We start from the raw sequence: 19,572 nt of genomic DNA, 5'->3' as shown, positions 1-19,572 counted from the left end.
CAAAAATTGTCAACGGAGATATGGAAATACTCTGTAATATGTTACATATTGTAACAGAAATCTCTAAAGAAAAAACGGCTATTATAGCAAAGCTAATATTGATGAATTTTACTTAGATAGGGATGGATAAATTTTGGGGATGCTATAACTGGACTAATAAAATAGTTGGTACTGTTAAAAAAATTCTAAATTATCTATTAGTTTTGCATAACCAAACAAAAGAAGGGGTTAGTATGACATGCAGAAAATCATATTCATAAGATGAAGAAATTGGACTACCAGACATAAAATGATTCAGAAAGATAATTTATTAATGTTGTTTATTTCATAATTTTAATTTGTCTATATATAGCTTTCATATTAAATTCTCCTTCTTCATAAGGAAGACTAGAATCATTATAAAACCATTCTAAAGTATTTGTCTTTTTATTAATAGAAATTTCTTCATTATAGCTCGTATAGAAAGTAATTGTATTTTCATTTGAATCAGCCAAATACAACAATACAATTCCATATTTTTCCATGTCAGGTTTTTTAAACATCAAATAACTAAAACCATTCTTAGAAAAAAAATTAAGCAAAGTATGCCCCCTAAGTGTATTTTTAAATGAGTAGTCCTCTAACTTCATATCTAGTATATTAAGAGTAATTTCCGTTGTATAATATTTTCCTTGATATTTAGAAGTATTAGTATTTTTAGTAAATAAATCTATTACCGAAGAAAATTTTGAAATTGTTTTATCCCCTTCCTTTAAATGATTATTCATCATATCAAAATAAAACTCATAATCTGCTTTAGTAAAATATCTATTTGCAAATTTTACATTTCTTGCATCAACTAATGAATTTATTGTAATTGATAACAAATCGTTTAATTGATCCGAATATCTTTTTGCAACAGGCAATACACTCTCATACTTCTTCATTTCCTCACTTATAGTTAAAATATATTGACTAACAACATCATAGTCTTCCTGAAATCTTTTAGTGTAATAATCGGATTCTTTTTGTTTATTTTCTTTTAATTCATTTTTTCTTAAATATTCAGCTTGAAGAACTTGAGTTTGCTGATTATATCTATTTTGAAGCATTGATTGTACATTAAACGTTGGGAATAAATTTAATTTTTCAGGATCTTTATATTGGTAAGGTGTTCTTTGTAAAGTAGTTTCATCACTTATAACACCCTCTCCATTCGCTTTATAGCTTTTTCCTGAAACAAAACCATCATTATAACCTTGTTGATAACTTTTATAATCATCAAACTTTTTTGGAGTGGGTATTACAGATAATGACGGAGAACTACATCCATAAGAAACATTATAACAATAACCTTCAGAATAACCTTTTCTGTATCCAATTTCATATTGAGTTTGAGAATAAATAAATGTTGTAGTAAGTGTCAGAATAATGAATAAAATCTTTTTCATAAGTGATTTTTTACCCACTCAGCTCCAAAGCAAGGAATTAATAAATGCAAACAGCGTGGAACTTAACCATATTTGCTTATAGAGGTTCTGACAAAACCTTGTACCACAAATAGGAAGCCCACGCCTATGGCATGAGCATCACCTATTTATTGTGCAGTACGAATGAAACTGTCAGATTTCTATAAACACAATAAAAGCTAACGCCTTATTTTTCCGTTAAAATTTGAATTGCAAATATATAAATTTATATTCCATGTATTATATTTAATAATATTGCTTCTAAAATTTATTTATATAATCTTAATGCAGAAAAATAAAAGCAAAAAACACATTAATAAAACAAAAATACATTTTTCACTTGTATTTTAATTTTATTTACTTATCTTTGATTCAAATTAAGATTATGGAACTTTTCAACATACCCTTTATTGACGATCACTACAATGTTACTCTTAAAGATGTAGCTAAGAAGTTAGGCGTATCCAGAAGTTCTATTGTCGAAATTTTAAAAGAAAATGGATTTGAAGCTATTAACTTTTCTGATTTTTTATTGGATTATAATCATCTTGAAGTATTATCTGAAAAATATGTAGAAAGTGTCAAGAGCTTACAAAATCGTTTTAGTAAAAAATATTTTTTTTATAATTTAAATGAAAGAGAACAAATTCGAAAATTTCTTTTAAAATTTATAAATACTGAAAAAATAAGTGAAAATTTATTTTTTGATGAAAATATTATTAAATCAAAATTAGATAAAAATCTAATAAAAGAATTCTTCTTCAATTTAATTGATGAGATCCGCCTAGAGGTTAACCTTGGTAAATTATCTATACAAATAAAGGATGATTACAAAAAGTTCAGAATACTCATTCCAAAGATTAAGATTAAAATCAAACGTAGTTTTAGTAATAATAATTCAAATATATTTTTTTTAACAATTACAGGTCATTATTATATTTTCACAGATGAAGAGGGACAAATCGTAGAAAAAAAGTTCACTAAAGACTTCTCTACGATAAAGTACCTATATAGAGAAGCATTAAATAATATTCATAATTTAATGTTCATTAACAATGGAAAATATAAATCCACTAATCGAAAATATAAAAAATTGCAATTTATCTGAACAGGATAAAAACACATTATTAGAAAAATTACAAAACAAACCTCTCAATATAGATGAATTTTTAAAAACACTTTTTTCAATCTGTAAAATCAGTAAAGAAATTTTAGATTTTTTTGATATTGGGAATAATTAAAATTAAATTATGGATATAGGTACCGCAATAAAGTTTTTAAGAAAGGAAAAAGGATTTAGCCAAAAAGAATTAGCTGAAAAATGCGAAATTTCTGTAAATGCTATTTCGCAAATTGAATTAAATGCTACTTTTCCTCAAAAAACGACAATTAAGAAAATTTGCGATACATTACAAATACCTGTTTCATATTTATTATTTTTTTCAATCAGCGATGAAGATATCCCTGAAGAAAAAAGACTTGCTTTTCAATCATTAAATTCAGCAATTAAATCAATACTAATTAAATAAAATCACCCCTTAATAAAGCTAAGGGGGTTAATTATTATGCAGAAAAACTTTCCTAATCTACATGAGACCTAACAAAGAACATTTGTTATAAAATATATAACTGACATTAGTTCATTAATTAGAAATTAATAATTCAAATTTCTTAATTAGTGTTGATTTCATCTCATATTTAATGTTTAACAGATTATACTTCTCTAAAAGTCCTATAAATTCCAATCGTTTCTCATAATAATGAGTTTTAGATTTTTTCTGCTTTAATTCTTTCCAATGAATCGAACTTTTTCCCATATTAATAATATATTGATCTTTCGGATCTAATTTTAGAGTTTCTGGAATATCATCTACAATAAGCATATTTTCGAATTTTTCCATAAGTAGGCTAAAAAGAACTTTTAGCGTTTGCTTATTTTTACAATCAGCAAGATTATAAATACCCAATTTATTAAGCATTCTACTTTTTAGAATTTTGATTTCAAAACGCAATAAATGCTTTGAAAAGTTATATTGCAAACCTTTATCATAACATTTTATATAATAGTCTGAACTATTATACTGTTTATAACTACCTTTCCCTTGAAAGGTATCATACTGATTAAATTCTTCAAAATTATACATTAATAAATGCTTGTCAATAATATCCTTTGCTGATTGAGAAACAGTGATATTTAATCCAAACTCAAGATTTGTCATTCCAAAATCAGGGCTACTAATTCTAAAATCTGTTTCTAACATCGAAATTGATTCACACAAATTACAATAAGTGAAGTCAGAATAATTTTGGGGGTTTAGTCCCTTTTTATCATTATGATACTTGTGTAGAGAATTTTTGATATATCCTATCTTATTTGTTATTCTAGCTTCCATTGTATTTTGATATGATCTACATGGATAACAAATTTGTCCAGTTCTATAATCTAAAACATAAGTCGTTGCTAAATTTTTATTTTGCTTGATATTTTGCTCTAAGCTATCTTTATCTTTCGTGAAAATTTTAATAAAATCTATCATATTTTGTTAAATTTTGGCATAATTGTAACATTACATAATATTTCGAACTATGCTTAATAAAAGGTTTGTAAAATTATTGAGTGTTTAAGGGAGGGAATAGTAACTTTAGGACATAACCTAAAACAACTGTCCCAAAAAGTTTAATGATTCAGATATTGCTGTATATCAGATTTAGAATAATATACACGCTTTTTAATCTTTTTGGCTTTTAAAATACCTTGATTATTCCAATGAAACAATGTAGTGAAACTAACATTAAGAAGTTTGGCTGTTTCGTCACGGGTATAAAAATCTTTTTCGTTTTCTTGATTATGACTATTTCTGCCATACTTCTCTAATTCTTCACGTACTAATTTTTGAATAAATTGACCAAATGAATCTAAATCGATTTGTGTCAGCTGAATTGTTGAATTGACCATAATTTTTGTTTAATATTATGATGCAATAATCCAAATGGGGAAATTGGGGAAAAAATAGGGAAATTGCGATTTCACCAAAAAGCCAATAAACAACTGATTATCAGGAATAAAAATTTATCCATGTTTTTTTAATTAGGAATCATTTTAAGCCTATCCCCAGAAATTCCGAGTTGATTAATTACATCATTAATGATTTTATGATGTCCATTAAAAACATAATGCTTACTATTTTTATCGTCAATATTAAAATAATATTTGCGAATTTGTTCCAATGAATCAAGACTATATTCATTTTTTTTATCAAAATTTAATATAACTTCAAATGATCCTCTACTTTTAAATTCATGTTTTTTAATTGTTGTATAAAAATCAAATACATGAAAAATGTAGCAAAGTCTAAAGAAATCTACCTGTTTTAGGTTACTTAAATATTTAATTCCACAATCTTTATAACGATTCTGTGATAGTAAATTAAAAATAATATTGACCTCATATTCATTAAAGCTTTTTGATATCAAAAACTTTTTAAAGTCAGCATTATAATCTATAATTTCATCGAATTCTATTTGTAAGGCACTCTTTTCTGCTTTACCATTTTTGACATATTGGTATTTCATTAAAAACATTAACTTCAAATAACTCATGCATTTATCAATATCTAAACTCTTTTGAGAGTAATTATGCTTATGCCTATGAGTATTATCTATTGTTTTGAGACAATCCCTTAAACTTTCTTTTAAATCTATAAAAAACAAATTTTCTTTATCAACAATTCCATGAAATTGTATTATTTTATTATTAATATTATCAAATAACTCTAATTTAGTTTGATCTATAAGATTTAAAAAATAGTCTGTTCTTAGATTAATATTGGACAAAATAGAAGAATCACACATCAACTCAATTTTTCGAAGATATTCACCTCCTCTAGTTGTTGCATGAAAAGAGTTTGTATTTATAAAAGACGCATAATAACTAATAAATACTTTGTCATTGATATTTCGCAACTGTATATATTCGTAAAATTCATCAAACAAACTTTGTTTTGTTATAGCAACCATTTTCTTATCCACATTATTTCTATCTATATAATTATTTAAAAATATAACAATATCCGATAACTCCCTTTCTGTTAATAAGTCTCCAAATGTTTTTAAGATTGAAATCCTGTCATGAATATTATTGATAATGCTACGAAAATTAATTTTTCGATTTACAAAATATAAATATTGTAATTTACCATCACTATCTTCTTTAATATTGGATAATAAATCCTCATTTATTAAATCCGCTTTAGCTAATTCTATAAATTCCAGCTTACGAGTATCACTTATCTTATTTAAAACATTATGATGATCACCCTCTTCAAAAAATTTCATGATTTCCATATCTATTGACAGATTGTGAAAAAAACACACTAAGAAATCTAATAATATTCCACCCTTAGTTCGGATGTCAGTAATTAGATAGGGGTCTTCTGGCGACTTTAAAAGATCTTTTAGTCTCATTTAAAATGTATTAATATCCTAAACTGTTAAATATCTTAGCTGTTGATTTGGCTTTTTCAACTTCCGTTTTATTAATATATGCCAACAACTGTTTCTCGGTTGTGTGTCCCGTAAAATTAAGCAAATAAGTAGTAGGAATTTTCTCATAAAAGTTAGAAGCAAAACTTTTTCTACCTATATGAGATGTAATAAGTTTATGTTTCGGAAAATTACCAAAAACTTTACGAGTAATATTCTTCCCATCTTTAGTTATTGTCTCTGTTCTACCGTTATATACAATCTCATCTATTTCAGCAATCTCACATACTTCTTTGATATAAAGATTTAGGTTTACATCTGATATTTTTCGGGGAAATTCTCCGTTTCGTTTTGCTAAAATATCTTGGACTTTTTTTAATAAAGGAATTTGCATCTTAGCATTAGTCTTTTGCTGTGTAAATTCAATGTATTTCTGTCCCTCACTATCCTCCACAATCATAGATGAATTAAACCTCATATAATCACTCACACGTTGCCCTGTATAACAGGAGATAAGTAGCCAATCTCTTGCGTTATCTAAATAATCATATGGCATTTCTTTATACTCTATTTTATCCAACTCATCAAAAGTTAAGTAAATTGATTTTGGGATATGCTTTGTCGCTTTTTCAACTTCAAATTTCCATAATTCCGCATGCTTATGAACTTCAATATCAAAAGAACCTGCAACTTTACAAATCATTTTTAAGAATTTAAGATTGCGATATGTAGTTGAAATCTTATAACTCTCCTTATTACAATAATCTTCAAAATCAATTCTAAAAGAATTATCTAAATCTTTAAACTTTAATCCTCTAAATGTTTTCTTCCTGATTTTTCTATCTTCTACATACCTTATCATTAATTGCTTAACAACATTAGCTTTCTTAATAGTCGATTCTGTAACACTATCTTTTTTTAATGAAATATAAGTGTCAATAAAGGCAATCACATCATTCGGATAGTTATTATCTTCTCTTTTTAAAGTTGTAGGTTCTATAATAGATTTCAGCCATTCTTTTAAATCTACTTCAGGAATATCATTTATGTAACTTGAAATAATGTTAGCTTCTAATTGAGAAAGACGAGTGTTTATAGTTTCAGTATCATCTTTATGCATCTTTTTAGACGGCATTTTGCATTTCCCGTCTTTCCATTCTTTAGGCTTACAAGTCAGATACGGAACAGGAACACGTAAATCAATATCCTTATCTCTAAACTTTGCCCAAATTGTACTTTCTTTATCTGCTACTTTCCCTCTAATAAAAAAACTTACTGATGCCATAATTAAAATGATTAAAAATTAAAGTTGTACCCAAAGTTGTACCCAAAAAATTCAAATATAGTTTAATTTCAATAAATTCAAATTAATTAAACAATCACTAAAAGCCCTTGTGCAAAGCATTTATAAATTAATCCAGATTTTAAAAGATTTAAAAATCTAGTCCCTCCAACTCCACAAAAGAGGTTTTGTAAATTACAAAACCTCTTTTTTCTTTTTCTTATTCTTTCGGAATTCCCATGGTGAAATCGCATGCAGATCTTTCCACAAGCCAGCCTTTGAGTTTCTAGCTACCAATTCATAGTTTTTTAATTCCGTATTTTTTGAAGCTTTAAAATACCACCATCCCCAACCTGATTTTATAATCTCTGCGGACAGGTATTTATCATTATCATAGAATATTTTAGCAACTGTACGTTTGTACCGGTCTTTATTGACTCTATAAAACGTTACCGTTTTACCGAAAACCTGTAAACTGGTGAATTGTTTTGCATTTTTACCAAAAGCCTGACTATTTTCAGGACAATCCACTTCCGCCAATCGTAACGTTTCCTGCTTGTTGTTTCCTAGTAAAACCACTACGGTATCTCCGTCTTTCACTTTTATTACTCTGCCTTTTGATTGAGAAAACAACACATTACAGCTTAAAAGCAGTATTACACCAACAAATTTCAACTTCATACATAAAGATATAGACTATATTATTTTACTAGGCGATGTGCCATAGTGTTTTTTAAATGCAAATGAAAAGTGAGAAAGGTCTTCAAAACCCAAATCAAGATATATTTCAGAAGCTATTTTTCCTTTTTCTAAAATTAAATAATGAGCTTCCTGAAGCCTTTTCTGAATCAACCATTTTCCGGGCGTAATTCCAAAGATCTTCTCAAAATCACGTTTGAAAGTTGCCAAACTTCTTCCTGTAAGGTAGGCGAAACGATCTAAATTAACATTAAAATGAAAGTTCTTATTCATAAAAGCTTCAATATCCATTTTCCCGGGTTCATTGAAATCAAATAAGATATTTTTCAATTCAGGCTGCTCTTCAAGTAATAAAATCAACACTTCTTTTACTTTTAAATCAACCAATCTTTCATCAGAAAGCTTCCCGACATCATAATAAAACAGTAATGAATTCATATAATTCTGAAGCCCAGGACTGTCATTGAATAAACACAAGTGTTTATTGTATTCTTTCTTTTCAGAGATCAAATTATATTCAACACTGAAATCTTTAAGAGTCTGCTGATTTAAATAAATTGATAAAGATTTAAATTCTCCATTCGGAGGTGGCTGTTTGGTAAATTTCAACAACTGATTCCTTCTCAAAAAACGGATTGAGCCATCTTTAGCAGAATAATCATTCAAACCATCATTTAAAATCAAATCACCTGAAATCTGATAACTCAATACATGATCATATACAAAATGTTCTCCCTGTCGACTCAGCTGAGTGTAACAGGAATACACAATACTCCCAAAATCTTCTCTTTTAGATTTCATTTATATGCAAAGATATAAAATGATACTGCAAAAATACAGCCTCATTGACGGTGATTACTTCAAATCAATTCCTTTGTTAGCTAAATACTGTTTTCCGTATTCTGTTTCAAAAATATTAACCGCTTCATCATGATCAGTAGAAACTGTCACCTCCAACCATTTTTCAAATTCCTCTTTTCTTTTTTCATCAGTTGATCTCAAAATAGCCGCCGCCTCACTTCCTAAAACCAAATGCAATGGTGGATTTTCGTTTTCTACAACATCAATCATTACTTTTGCCGCTTTTGCAGGATCTCCCATCGGTAAAAACTTACCTGAGGTCAAATGTTCTTTCACCCCTCCTACTGTTACTTCATACCCTTCAATATCTTTTGCAAAACTCATGGAAGAACCTGCCCATTCGGTACGAAAACCACCCGGCTGAATACAAGTCACTTTTATTCCTAAAGGAGTAACTTCCTTGCTTAAAGATTCAGAAAACCCAACCAATCCAAATTTCGCTGCCTGATAAATTGAAAGCCCGGCATTCCCTACTCTACCACCAATGGAGCTGATTTGCAAGATATTTCCCGAACGTTCTTTTCTCATATAGGGTAAAACAGCTCTTGTCACTTCAATGGGCGCATATAAATTAACTTCCAACTGATTTCTTACCTGCTCGTTAGTAAAAGCTTCTGCTGCTCCGGTAATTCCAAAGCCCGCATTATTTACCAGAACATCGATTTTACCAAAATGCTTTACCGCCTCTTCTACGGTAGAATAAATTTGTTCTTTATTCTGAACATCCAATTCTAACGTTAGTAATTGCTCCGGATATTGCTCAACCAATTCTTTTAATTGCTGAGGATTTCTTGCTGTTGCTACAACATAATCTCCTTTTAATAATACAGCTTCAACAAGGCTTATTCCTAAACCTTTTGAGCTTCCTGTGATAAACCAAACTTTTTTCATTGTATTACTGATTTTTGTTTGATACAAATTTCCGTCAATAACAATTACAGCAAGTTTGTTAAAAAGCTCAAATTAACTTTGTTAAAACAGTCATTTCATTTCAAATTAAGACACATATGATTTATTATATATGAATACAATAAAATTTTATTTTCATCTGGCTAAAACAAGTGCATAAAATGTTAAAATCTAAACTCCTGAAAACTAAAACACTAAACTTACCAACGACAAAATAAGCACCTACAAGCCACAAAAAAGACTAAAAAAATGTTTTATCGTAAAGAATTTTATATATTTGCACCATCTAACAATTAAAAAAAATAATTTACTATGTCAGACATTGCATCAAGAGTAAAAGCTATCATCGCTGATAAGCTTGACGTTGAAGAAACAGAAGTAACTCCTGAAGCTAGCTTCACTAACGATTTAGGAGCTGATTCATTGGATACAGTTGAACTAATCATGGAATTTGAAAAAGAATTCAACATTCAAATCCCTGATGATCAGGCTGAAAAAATTACTACTGTAGGACACGCTATCGCTTATATCGAAGAAGTAGTAAATAAATAATATTCTTCAACAAAAAGAAATTAAACAAAGTTTATGGAATTAAAAAGAGTAGTTGTAACCGGATTTGGAGCAATAACACCGATTGGAAATAATGCAAAAGAATACTGGGAAAATCTTGTGAAAGGTGAGAGCGGTGCCGCTCCGATTACTCTTTTTGATGCCACAAACTTCAAAACCAAGTTCGCTTGCGAAGTAAAAAATTTCAATCCGCTAGATCATTTCGACAAGAAAGAGGCTAAAAAAATGGATAGAAATACACAGCTTGGGCTTGTTGCTGCAAAAGAAGCAGTATCACATTCAAGAATTATTGAAGACAATGTAGATAAAAACAGAGTTGGTGTAATCTGGGGTTCAGGTATCGGAGGTTTAGAGACTTTCGAAACTGAAGTTTTAGGATGGGCAAATACGGAGATTCCGAGATTCAATCCTTTCTTTATCCCAAAAATGATTGCAGATATTACTCCTGGACATATTTCTATTGAATATGGATTCCACGGACCTAACTATACGACTGTTTCTGCATGTGCGTCTTCAGCTAATGCTTTAATTGATTCCAAAATGCTTATCCAATTAGGAAAAGCAGATGTAATTGTGTGCGGAGGCTCTGAAGCAGCCGTTACAGCAAGTGGTGTCGGTGGATTCAATGCAATGATGGCACTTTCTACAAGAAATGATGATCCTAAAACAGCTTCAAGACCTTTTGACAAAGACAGAGATGGATTTGTATTGGGTGAAGGAGCAGGATGTATTGTCCTTGAAGAATATGAGCACGCTGTAAAACGTGGTGCTACAATTTACGCAGAATTAAAAGGTGGTGGTCTTAGTGCAGATGCACATCACATGACGGCACCTCATCCTGAAGGTTTAGGAGCTTATCTGGTAATGAAAAGTTGTTTGGAAGATGCAGGATTAACTGCTGATGAAGTAGACCACATCAATATGCATGGTACATCTACTCCATTAGGAGACATTGCAGAATCTAACGCAATTTCAAGATTATTAGGAGAGCACGCTTTCGACATTCAGATTAATTCTACAAAATCAATGACAGGTCACTTATTGGGTGCTGCCGGTGTTATTGAGGCTATTGCTGCGTTAGGAACTATTATTCATGGTGTTGTTCCTCCAACCATCAACCATTTTACTGATGATGAAAATATCGACAGCAGACTGAACTTTACGTTCAATGAAGCTGTAAAGAAAGATGTAAAAGTAGCCATGAGTAATACTTTTGGGTTTGGTGGACATAACGCTTGCGTTCTATTTAAGAAAATCTAATTTTACTGAATGGAGTTACAGAAATACTTTTCTAAATTCCTTCTCAAACAAAGAAAAAGAAAATTAACGGAGAGAGACTATTTCCTCAGTACTGAACTTAATAAAATGTTGGGTGCCGAGGTACAAAATATCGCGCTCTATCGTGAAGCTTTCTCTTTAAAAAGCTCTTCTAAAAATCAAGACAACAGTAATTACGAAAGACTTGAATTTTTGGGAGATTCTGTTTTGGGTACCATTATCTCTTGTCATCTGTTTCAGACCTATCCTAAAGCTAATGAAGGATATCTGACGCAAATGAAATCTAAGATTGTGAACAGGAAAAACCTCAATAAGCTTGGAGAAGATTTAAAATTGATAGATCTTTTACAAAAACACAACTCAGTAGCTTTAGGAGAAAATATCTCCGGAAATTTATTTGAGGCCTTAATTGGTGCTGTTTATTTAGATTTTCAATACGATACCTGTAAGAGAATCATTTTAGAAAAGCTTTTAACCCCTACAGAGATCAATAAGCTTGAGAATAAAATTGTAAGCTACAAAGGTCTTTTGCTGGAATGGAGTCAAAAGAAAAAAGTAAATATAAAATACGAAACCTGTGAAGAAGCGCAGGTAAACAAAACGGTTGTTTTTCGTTGCCATGTCTGGTTGGGAGAGGAAAAAATCGCCAATGCCACAGAAACTTCTAAGAAAAAGGCAGAAGAAAAAGCAGCACAGAGAGCATTTTATATTTTAAATAAAAAAGAAAATATACTTGGAAATCCAAAAACTTTATGATCTAGACGATATAGAATTTGAAGATATTGCCATAGGATTGGTAAGATTAGCAAAAAATATACCCGATCATGAGTTTTTCTATAAAATAAATCAGAACAACGATCTTAAATTCTCCCGAAAGAAAGACATGGTCTTTCATGGGGATTATTATGATTATTTTTTTCCAAGATTTGAAGCTTATCACAAGTTTACAAAGACCTGTTTTACTTTCATTTCGAACAGATCTTCGGAAAGTAAACAAAAAAAATTACAGACAGAACTCTTTTCAGAGGAAGAAAATATTAAGTTTTTATTAAATAATCAGGTAGATGTAGAATATATTCTGCATAGTTCGGAACAGTTTCCTGATTTTTCCGTAATTTTGCTCCCTGAAAATCTTGTGTTTCCAATTCAAGATTATACATTGAGTTCTGAGGAAGAACTATATCAAATTATCCAGTATTATGAATAAGTATTTAAAGAAGACAAAAATTATCGCAACACTTGGACCGGCTTCATCGTCGAAGGAAGTAATGTTAGGATTAATGAAAGCGGGAGTTGATATTTTTAGAATAAATTTTTCGCACGCGGACTACGATCTAGTTAAATCAAATATCCAAATCATCAGAGACCTTAATAAAGAATATGGGTATTCTGTAGGTATTTTGGGAGATTTACAAGGTCCAAAATTGAGAGTCGGTGTCGTAAAAGAAGGTTCTTATCTAAATCCTGGAGACATTCTTACCTTCACTAATGAAAAAATTGAAGGTGATTCTACAAAAGTATACATGACTTACCAACAATTTCCACAAGATGTAAAAGTTGGTGAGAGAATCTTGATCGATGACGGTAAATTGGTTTTAGAAGTAACTGAAACAAACGAAATCGATACTGTAAAAGCAAAAACTATTCAAGGGGGACCTCTTAGTTCAAAGAAAGGAGTGAACCTTCCTAATACAAACGTTTCTCTTCCTGCTTTGACGGAAAAAGATATTCAGGATGCCAACTTCATGCTTGATCAGGAAGTAGACTGGATCGCTCTTTCATTTGTGCGTCATGCTCAGGATATTATTGATCTTAAAGACTTAATCAACAAACACCCTAAAGGTAAATTCAAAACTCCGATTATCGCGAAAATTGAAAAACCTGAAGGAGTTCAGAATATTGATGAGATCCTATTGGAATGTGATGGATTAATGGTTGCTCGTGGAGATTTAGGAGTGGAAGTTCCAATGGAAGAAGTTCCTGCTATCCAAAAAACATTGGTAGAGAAGGCTAGATTCTATTCTAAGCCGGTAATCATTGCGACTCAGATGATGGAAACAATGATCAACAGTTTGACACCAACGAGAGCGGAGGTAAATGACGTTGCTAACTCTGTATTGGACGGAGCTGATGCGGTAATGCTTTCTGGAGAAACTTCTGTAGGTAGATATCCAGTTCAGGTAGTTGAAAATATGGCTAAAATTGTGAAGAACATTGAGACGACACACTTTTACCAACACAAAAATGAACCTATCGAAAAAGACTACAACTGTATCGATGAAAGATTCATTACCAATAGAGTATGTCTTGCAGCGGTAAGAATTGCTAAAACAACTAACGTTTCTGCAATCGTTACTTTGACACATTCAGGATATACAGCTTTCCAACTTGCAGCGCACAGACCCAACTCACATATTATCGTTTATAGCGGAAATAAAAGGGTGATCACTATGTTGAACCTACTTTGGGGAGTTCATGCTTACTATTATGACATGAAGAAACCAACAGATGAAACTATTATCCAAGTGAATATGTTGACACACAACCACGGTTATATTGAAACCGGGGATTTTGTAATCAACATCAACGCTACTCCATCATACGAAGGCGGAAAAACAAATACGTTAAGATTAACAACCGTTTAATCAAAACATTATAAAATAAAAACTCCCAAAATATTTTGGGAGTTTTTTTATGTTTACATCAATTCAAATAAAATTAATTACCAACAATCGTCTTAGCTGTCACAAACTCTTTTAAAGCCAGTAAAGAAAGCTCTGTTCCATAACCGGAAGCCTTTGTTCCGCCAAAAGGAAAACGTGGATCAGAACTTGTCATTCTGTTGATATTTACAGTTCCAGATTCAAGGTTTTCAATAAAGAATAACTGACGATCTTTATCAGCCGTCCAGACAGAATTTGAAAGTCCAAAAGGAATATCATTAGCCATTTGTAAAGCTTCATTATCATTTTTGGCAATCATTACCATTCCAAGAGGACCAAAAAGTTCTTCCTGTAAAATTGGATTACCTTCCTTCACACGAATCAATCCCGGATTGAATTCAATATCTGAAATTCTTTCCAAAGGAATAATAATTTCCGCCCCATTCTCTAAAGCCTTTTGAAACTGCTTTTCCAAATCATCTGCCAAGTCAGGTCTTGCCATTCCGGCAATCTTCGTGTCTTTACTCATAGGATCTGCAGGAACGAATTTTTTATATTCTTCAATGAATTTCGGAAGAAATACATCTTCAATTTTTTCATCAATAATAAATCTTTTCGCTGCCACACAAGTTTGCCCACAGTTTTGAAGTCTCGCCTGAGCTCCTACTTTTGCTGCTTTATCCAAATCAGCATCATCCAAAACAATAAAAGCATCACTTCCTCCCAGCTCAAGTAAAGATTTTTTGATATTTAATCCCGCGATGGAAGCTACTTCTCCACCTGCTCTTCCACTTCCCGTTAAGCTCACTCCTTTTACCGCATCATGCTCAAGAATTTCTTTTACTTCTTTATGGCCTACTTCCAGATTTTGAAAAATTCCTTTGGGAAAACCTACTTCCAAAAATACATCTTCAATAGCATTTCCGCTTCCGAAACAAATAGATGCATGTTTCAGAACAACCGCATTTCCAGCTAAGATGGCAGGAACAGCAAATCTTAACACCTGCCAGAAAGGAAAGTTCCATGGCATTACTCCTAAAATTACACCTTTTGGGACATAATGAATTTCAGAGTACGTATATTCAGAATCTACCTTTTCCGGTTTTAAAATATTTTCAGCATCTGCATAATAATTCATCATCAAAGCACTTTTCTCTACTTCTGCAATTGACTGTGAAATTGGTTTATTCATTTCAGTTGTAATGATTTTACCAAACTTCTCAGAATTGTTCTTTAGGATTTCTGCAGCTTTTGCAATAAGTTTTTGTCTGTCTTCGAATGGTACTTTTTTCCATTCAGAAAATGCCTTATCTGCTGTAATAAGTTTATTTTCAATTAATTGTTCCATACTGTAATCTATGTTTTTAAATTCAACTCAATGAATTTATTTGTGCCGTTTTCAAAAAGCACGATGAAAGCAACAAATTTTGTTCCTTAAGGGTAAATAGAATAGTGATTTTCTCTATCGAAAGAATATGATTTTATCATTTACATCATAAACCATTCATTCATAAGACATGCCGCCAGTCTTGCCGTTCTCTCCTGAATATCAAATAACGGATTAACTTCTGCTACGTCTAAAGCCAAGAGCTTTTCATTTTTTAAAATATGTCGGTAGAAATGCATAAATGTTGTATCTGCAAAGATTCCATTATAAGCGGAAGCGGAAACTCCGGGAGCAATGGAGGCATTAAAGACATCCATACAAATCGTTAGATAAACAAAATCTACACTTTCCATGAGCTCGTCTATTCTCTGATAAATTGATGGCAGATTTTCAAAGAAAAGTTCATCTGCTAAAATGTACTTCATTCCATATTGATGAGCCGTATCAAATAATTTCAATGTATTAGAATTTCTTTGAATTCCAATATGTAAAGAATTGATTTCTCCCTCCTGTGCAATTTGCCAGAATCCGGTTCCGGAACTTGCTCCTACTCCTTTTTCAGGCTGTCTGTTATCAAAATGAGCATCAATATTAATAATTCCTATTTTCTGTTCAGGAAAAGCCGTTTTTACTCCTAAATAATGAGCATAGGTCACTTCATGCCCACCTCCTAAAACGATTGACTTTCCTCCCTTCAACAGAACTTTGGAAACATTTTTAGCAAGATTATTCTGAGTATTTTCCAAATTTCCATCTTCACAAGTAATATTACCAAAATCCAGCAATGAAAAGTCCGGGAGGATCACAGGAAAATTTGACATATTTTTCCTGATAATACATGGAGCATCTTTTGCCCCTTGTCTTCCTTTATTCCTTCGAACGCCTTCATCCACAGCAAATCCGTGTAAAACGAAATCATTCGTTGAAATTGCATCGTAATTGGTTTCTTCTTTCACTCTTTGAAAGAGCCTGTGATAAAGAAGCTCTTCACCATCTAATCTTCCTTGCCAGATCATAATATAAAATATTTATTATTCTCTAAATTTCCCTTTTATTGTTGGAATCAAAGTCTTTATAAATAAAAATAAAAAAAGAATAAAAGCTATTCCAATTTTAAATTTTAAATTTCTTCCATTACTATCATTTACAGTAAAAAAAAGTAACCCTAAAACAACTATTGCAACCAAATAAATTGTAGAGTACAAATAGCCTCCTCTGTTTTCATATTTAAATTCGCCACCATTAATTTTGAACATCTCAATTAACATCTCTTCAGACACTTCAAAATTTTCTTTTCTTACATCAGAAGTAAGATTTTTCAAAATAATTTCTCTTTTTTTTCCTCCTTTTACAGCCTTACATGCGTAAATAAAGTTCTTTTCCTGAACTCCTAATGACAAATATTTTTCTTTAATTGCATCAATTTTTTTACTCATCTTTTATTTAATTTTTCCATCAATATAAATACTCTCCGCCTTCAAACTTCCCTGATTATAAAGAACATTTTGGAAATTATTGGTTTTAAAAGTCACGAAATCTGCCTTTAAATCTTTTGCCAATCTCCCTCTGTCTTCCAAACCAAGTGCAAACGCTGAACGGAATGTCATTCCAGCTAATACTTCTGCAGTCGTCAGTTTTTCAAATGTAGCCAATATGGAAGCCTGCGTAATCAGGTTTCCCATTGGTGCCGAACCCGGGTTCCAATCACTTGCAATTGCTACGATAGCTCCTGCATCCAATAGTTTTCTTGCCGGAGTAAATTTTTCTCCCAACCCTAAACTTGCACCCGGTAAAGCCGTTGCCACAGTTTCTGATTGAGCTAAAAATTCAATATCTTCATCAATCGTCGCTTCCAAATGGTCTGCCGATTTTGCTCCCACTTCCACCGCAATTCTTGAACTTCCAGGGGTAAACTGATCTGCATGAACAGTAATTTCAAAACCTAAGTCTTTCGTTTTAAGCAAGAATTCTTTACTTTCTTCAGGCTGAAATGCAGATTTCTCAATGAAAATATCAACACGTTTTGCCAGATTTTCTTCTTTTACTTTTGGTAAAATTTCGGTTAAAATATAATCTAAGTATTCTTCATTACTTCCTTCAAAATCTCTTGGTTTCAGATGGGCAGGAAGACAGGTCGGAACTAAAGTTGCTTTCGTTTGTTCCTGAGCTTTTTTAATGATTCGAAGCATTTTCAACTCATTTTCTACATCTAATCCGTAGCCACTTTTCACTTCGATTGTTGTGATTCCAAGAGAAATCAGAAAATCAATTCTTTCCAGTAACGTTTTTAATAACTCTTCTTCCGAAGCATTTCTTGTATGTTGAACTGAGCTCCAGATTCCTCCTCCGCTTTCAGCAATTTCAAGATATGTTTTTCCTGCATTACGCATGGCAAAATCATTCGCCCGATTTCCGCCAAAGCAGATATGCGTATGAGAATCTACAAAAGCAGGAAGAACGATTTGTTCTCCTTCAATGCTTTCAATTTCTATATCAAGATGTTCAGATTGTAAAGTTTCAAAATTTCCGACTTGCTGGATTGTATCATTATTAATTAAAATTCCACCATCAATAATAATTTCAAGTTGCTCATCAGAAAGTTTTCCTCTTAGCGGAAGATTGGCAAGTGTCACGACTTGCTTGAAAGGACCTATAAGTTTCATTTATTTAGTTTAAAACAAAGTGCAGATATATAATTCTAAAGCTTACTAATGCTTAGATGCTTTCAGCATGACAAAAGATGCACATACAATTTGTCATTCTGTAGGAATCTCTGCACAGAAATAAGCAGAAGAGTTTTATCTTATTTTCTCTCTCAAAAATACTTAAAATATATCAATCTGGTAAATGATAAACAGTTTGGCTTACAATCTTATCCTAAACCTCAACCTCAGCCTGAAATTAATATCTATTTCAACCTTTACATCTTAACCTAATTTTCCTATCTTTACGGTAAATGAAATTGAATTAATGCCTGATTTTTTACATCCAGACAAAGACAATTACTCCCGCGAAGAGCTAATGCAGGAAGAACAAATTCGTCCTCAGAGTTTTAAAGATTTTGCGGGACAAAGGAAAACTTTGGAAAATCTTGAAGTCTTCGTGACCGCCGCCAAGAAACGTGGTGGTGCGCTTGATCATGTTTTATTACATGGTCCTCCAGGTTTAGGTAAAACAACGTTAGCAAATATTATAGCCAATGAGCTTGGTGTAAATTGTAAAATTACATCGGGTCCTGTTTTGGATAAACCCGGAAGTTTAGCCGGTCTGTTGACTAATCTTGAAGAGAATGACGTCCTTTTCATTGATGAAATTCACCGATTATCTCCTGTCGTGGAAGAATATCTGTATTCTGCAATGGAAGATTATAAAATCGACATCATGCTTGAAACGGGACCGAATGCAAGAAGTGTTCAGATTGGTCTGAATCCTTTTACTTTGGTGGGAGCAACTACCAGAAGTGGGATGCTAACAAAACCTATGTTGGCAAGATTTGGTATTCAAAGCAGACTTGAATATTATACGATTGAATTGCTTTCAATGATTATTATCAGAAGTTCAAGAGTTTTAGGGGTGAAAATTTATGAGGACGCCGCTATTGAAATTGCAAGAAGAAGCCGTGGAACACCGAGAATTGCTAATGCACTGCTAAGAAGAGTCCGTGATTTTGCCGAAATTAAAGGAAACGGTGAAATTGAAATCGAGATTACAAAATATGCTTTAAATTCATTGAATGTAGATGAATTCGGATTGGATGAAATGGATAATAAAATCATGCGTGTGATGATTGAAAATTTCAAAGGCAAGCCTGTAGGAATTTCGGCATTAGCAACATCTATTGCTGAAAATCCTGAAACGCTGGAAGAAGTATATGAACCTTTTTTAATTCAGGAAGGATTCATCATCCGAACTCCAAGAGGAAGAGAAGTAACAGAGAAAGCATATAAGCATTTGAATATTGCAAGACCTAAAAATCCGGGAGAATTATTTTAA

General features: G+C 31.6%; 20 protein-coding genes. 8 read left to right on the top strand and 12 right to left on the bottom strand.

Translation table 11 applies throughout. The features are described 5' to 3' along the window. Positions 1-320 precede the first annotated feature (320 nt). Positions 321-1,430, bottom strand: a complete 1,110-nt coding sequence (locus RM51_RS03580; RefSeq protein ID WP_039365222.1) for a hypothetical protein — start codon at positions 1,428-1,430, stop codon at positions 321-323. A gap of 403 nt (positions 1,431-1,833) precedes the next feature. On the opposite strand from RM51_RS03580, the gene RM51_RS03575 reads away from it, so the two are divergent. Together RM51_RS03575 and RM51_RS03570 are read left to right on the top strand one after the other, a co-directional pair. Continuing rightward, positions 1,834-2,556 (top strand): hypothetical protein, encoded by a 723-nt coding sequence (locus RM51_RS03575; protein ID WP_039365220.1) that lies wholly within the window; start codon positions 1,834-1,836, stop codon positions 2,554-2,556. Positions 2,557-2,698: 142 nt separating this feature from the next. After that, entirely contained in the window at positions 2,699-2,977 is a 279-nt protein-coding gene (locus RM51_RS03570; protein WP_039365217.1) for a helix-turn-helix domain-containing protein, read from the top strand. A 114-nt stretch (positions 2,978-3,091) separates the two neighbouring features. Here RM51_RS03570 and RM51_RS03565 read toward each other — a convergent pair whose 3' ends face one another. The 7 genes from RM51_RS03565 to RM51_RS03535 all read right to left on the bottom strand — a co-directional run bounded on the left by RM51_RS03565 (position 3,092) and on the right by RM51_RS03535 (position 9,663). Then, positions 3,092-3,985: a hypothetical protein gene (locus RM51_RS03565; RefSeq protein WP_039365215.1), complete on the bottom strand. Its 894-nt coding sequence runs from the start codon at positions 3,983-3,985 to the stop codon at positions 3,092-3,094. 140 nt (positions 3,986-4,125) lie between these two features. Continuing rightward, positions 4,126-4,404: a helix-turn-helix domain-containing protein gene (locus tag RM51_RS03560; protein WP_052248382.1), complete on the bottom strand. Its 279-nt coding sequence runs from the start codon at positions 4,402-4,404 to the stop codon at positions 4,126-4,128. Between the two features lie 128 nt (positions 4,405-4,532). Then, complete coding sequence (locus RM51_RS03555) at positions 4,533-5,912, bottom strand: hypothetical protein (protein WP_039365213.1); 1,380 nt, start codon at positions 5,910-5,912, stop codon at positions 4,533-4,535. 10 nt (positions 5,913-5,922) lie between these two features. Then, positions 5,923-7,215, bottom strand: a complete 1,293-nt coding sequence (locus RM51_RS03550) for a phage integrase SAM-like domain-containing protein (protein WP_052248381.1) — start codon at positions 7,213-7,215, stop codon at positions 5,923-5,925. Positions 7,216-7,407: 192 nt separating this feature from the next. Continuing rightward, entirely contained in the window at positions 7,408-7,893 is a 486-nt protein-coding gene (locus RM51_RS03545) for a thermonuclease family protein (protein ID WP_039365211.1), read from the bottom strand. Positions 7,894-7,908: 15 nt separating this feature from the next. Continuing rightward, on the bottom strand, positions 7,909-8,712 hold the full coding sequence (locus tag RM51_RS03540; protein WP_039365209.1) for a helix-turn-helix domain-containing protein: 804 nt from the start codon (positions 8,710-8,712) through the stop codon (positions 7,909-7,911). 54 nt (positions 8,713-8,766) lie between these two features. Further along, positions 8,767-9,663 (bottom strand): oxidoreductase, encoded by an 897-nt coding sequence (locus tag RM51_RS03535; RefSeq protein WP_039365207.1) that lies wholly within the window; start codon positions 9,661-9,663, stop codon positions 8,767-8,769. 330 nt (positions 9,664-9,993) lie between these two features. Here RM51_RS03535 and RM51_RS03530 point away from each other — a divergent pair, with 330 nt between their 5' ends. Genes RM51_RS03530 through pyk form a run of 5 tightly spaced genes read left to right on the top strand, consistent with a single transcriptional unit; the run spans position 9,994 to position 14,174 of the window. Further along, the gene (locus RM51_RS03530; protein ID WP_002976354.1) at positions 9,994-10,233 is read left to right on the top strand and encodes an acyl carrier protein; all 240 of its coding nucleotides are present in this window, start codon (positions 9,994-9,996) and stop codon (positions 10,231-10,233) included. A 33-nt stretch (positions 10,234-10,266) separates the two neighbouring features. Beyond that, complete coding sequence (fabF, locus tag RM51_RS03525) at positions 10,267-11,511, top strand: beta-ketoacyl-ACP synthase II (RefSeq protein ID WP_039365205.1); 1,245 nt, start codon at positions 10,267-10,269, stop codon at positions 11,509-11,511. Between the two features lie 9 nt (positions 11,512-11,520). Further along, on the top strand, positions 11,521-12,285 hold the full coding sequence (rnc, locus tag RM51_RS03520; RefSeq protein ID WP_039365203.1) for a ribonuclease III: 765 nt from the start codon (positions 11,521-11,523) through the stop codon (positions 12,283-12,285). Continuing rightward, positions 12,263-12,736 (top strand): IPExxxVDY family protein, encoded by a 474-nt coding sequence (locus RM51_RS03515; protein WP_039365201.1) that lies wholly within the window; start codon positions 12,263-12,265, stop codon positions 12,734-12,736. Before rnc ends, RM51_RS03515 begins: the two co-directional genes overlap by 23 nt. Next, positions 12,729-14,174: a pyruvate kinase gene (gene pyk, locus RM51_RS03510; RefSeq protein WP_039365199.1), complete on the top strand. Its 1,446-nt coding sequence runs from the start codon at positions 12,729-12,731 to the stop codon at positions 14,172-14,174. Before RM51_RS03515 ends, pyk begins: the two co-directional genes overlap by 8 nt. A 73-nt stretch (positions 14,175-14,247) precedes the next feature. Here pyk and RM51_RS03505 read toward each other — a convergent pair whose 3' ends face one another. From RM51_RS03505 to hutI, 4 genes are all read right to left on the bottom strand, one after another. Next, positions 14,248-15,540 carry an aldehyde dehydrogenase family protein gene (locus tag RM51_RS03505; protein ID WP_052248380.1) on the bottom strand — a complete coding sequence of 431 codons (1,293 nt, stop codon included), beginning with the start codon at positions 15,538-15,540 and terminating at the stop codon, positions 14,248-14,250. 140 nt (positions 15,541-15,680) lie between these two features. Then, positions 15,681-16,595, bottom strand: a complete 915-nt coding sequence (gene hutG, locus RM51_RS03500; RefSeq protein WP_052248379.1) for a formimidoylglutamase — start codon at positions 16,593-16,595, stop codon at positions 15,681-15,683. Between the two features lie 15 nt (positions 16,596-16,610). Beyond that, complete coding sequence (locus tag RM51_RS03495; RefSeq protein WP_039365195.1) at positions 16,611-17,015, bottom strand: hypothetical protein; 405 nt, start codon at positions 17,013-17,015, stop codon at positions 16,611-16,613. A gap of 3 nt (positions 17,016-17,018) precedes the next feature. Next, positions 17,019-18,242, bottom strand: coding sequence for an imidazolonepropionase (gene hutI / locus RM51_RS03490; protein ID WP_039365193.1), 1,224 nt, complete (start codon positions 18,240-18,242; stop codon positions 17,019-17,021). 307 nt (positions 18,243-18,549) lie between these two features. On the opposite strand from hutI, the gene ruvB reads away from it, so the two are divergent. Then, positions 18,550-19,572: a Holliday junction branch migration DNA helicase RuvB gene (gene ruvB, locus RM51_RS03485; RefSeq protein WP_039365191.1), complete on the top strand. Its 1,023-nt coding sequence runs from the start codon at positions 18,550-18,552 to the stop codon at positions 19,570-19,572.

The sequence above is a fragment of the Chryseobacterium taiwanense genome, from assembly GCF_000813825.1.
GTDB lineage: Bacteria > Bacteroidota > Bacteroidia > Flavobacteriales > Weeksellaceae > Chryseobacterium > Chryseobacterium taiwanense.
This window is presented reverse-complemented; position numbering and strand designations above follow the sequence as displayed.

Excerpts from the sequence above, each read along its gene's own strand:
- RM51_RS03580 (WP_039365222.1), bottom strand. The coding sequence starts at position 1,430 with ATGAAAAAGATTTTATTCATTATTCTGACACTTACTACAACATTTATT.
- RM51_RS03575 (WP_039365220.1), top strand. The coding sequence starts at position 1,834 with ATGGAACTTTTCAACATACCCTTTATTGACGATCACTACAATGTTACT.
- RM51_RS03570 (WP_039365217.1), top strand. The coding sequence starts at position 2,699 with ATGGATATAGGTACCGCAATAAAGTTTTTAAGAAAGGAAAAAGGATTT.
- RM51_RS03565 (WP_039365215.1), bottom strand. The coding sequence starts at position 3,985 with ATGATAGATTTTATTAAAATTTTCACGAAAGATAAAGATAGCTTAGAG.
- RM51_RS03560 (WP_052248382.1), bottom strand. The coding sequence starts at position 4,404 with ATGGTCAATTCAACAATTCAGCTGACACAAATCGATTTAGATTCATTT.
- RM51_RS03555 (WP_039365213.1), bottom strand. The coding sequence starts at position 5,912 with ATGAGACTAAAAGATCTTTTAAAGTCGCCAGAAGACCCCTATCTAATT.
- RM51_RS03550 (WP_052248381.1), bottom strand. The coding sequence starts at position 7,215 with ATGGCATCAGTAAGTTTTTTTATTAGAGGGAAAGTAGCAGATAAAGAA.
- RM51_RS03545 (WP_039365211.1), bottom strand. The coding sequence starts at position 7,893 with ATGAAGTTGAAATTTGTTGGTGTAATACTGCTTTTAAGCTGTAATGTG.
- RM51_RS03540 (WP_039365209.1), bottom strand. The coding sequence starts at position 8,712 with ATGAAATCTAAAAGAGAAGATTTTGGGAGTATTGTGTATTCCTGTTAC.
- RM51_RS03535 (WP_039365207.1), bottom strand. The coding sequence starts at position 9,663 with ATGAAAAAAGTTTGGTTTATCACAGGAAGCTCAAAAGGTTTAGGAATA.
- RM51_RS03530 (WP_002976354.1), top strand. The coding sequence starts at position 9,994 with ATGTCAGACATTGCATCAAGAGTAAAAGCTATCATCGCTGATAAGCTT.
- fabF (WP_039365205.1), top strand. The coding sequence starts at position 10,267 with ATGGAATTAAAAAGAGTAGTTGTAACCGGATTTGGAGCAATAACACCG.
- rnc (WP_039365203.1), top strand. The coding sequence starts at position 11,521 with ATGGAGTTACAGAAATACTTTTCTAAATTCCTTCTCAAACAAAGAAAA.
- pyk (WP_039365199.1), top strand. The coding sequence starts at position 12,729 with ATGAATAAGTATTTAAAGAAGACAAAAATTATCGCAACACTTGGACCG.
- RM51_RS03505 (WP_052248380.1), bottom strand. The coding sequence starts at position 15,540 with ATGGAACAATTAATTGAAAATAAACTTATTACAGCAGATAAGGCATTT.
- hutG (WP_052248379.1), bottom strand. The coding sequence starts at position 16,595 with ATGATCTGGCAAGGAAGATTAGATGGTGAAGAGCTTCTTTATCACAGG.
- RM51_RS03495 (WP_039365195.1), bottom strand. The coding sequence starts at position 17,015 with ATGAGTAAAAAAATTGATGCAATTAAAGAAAAATATTTGTCATTAGGA.
- hutI (WP_039365193.1), bottom strand. The coding sequence starts at position 18,242 with ATGAAACTTATAGGTCCTTTCAAGCAAGTCGTGACACTTGCCAATCTT.
- ruvB (WP_039365191.1), top strand. The coding sequence starts at position 18,550 with ATGCCTGATTTTTTACATCCAGACAAAGACAATTACTCCCGCGAAGAG.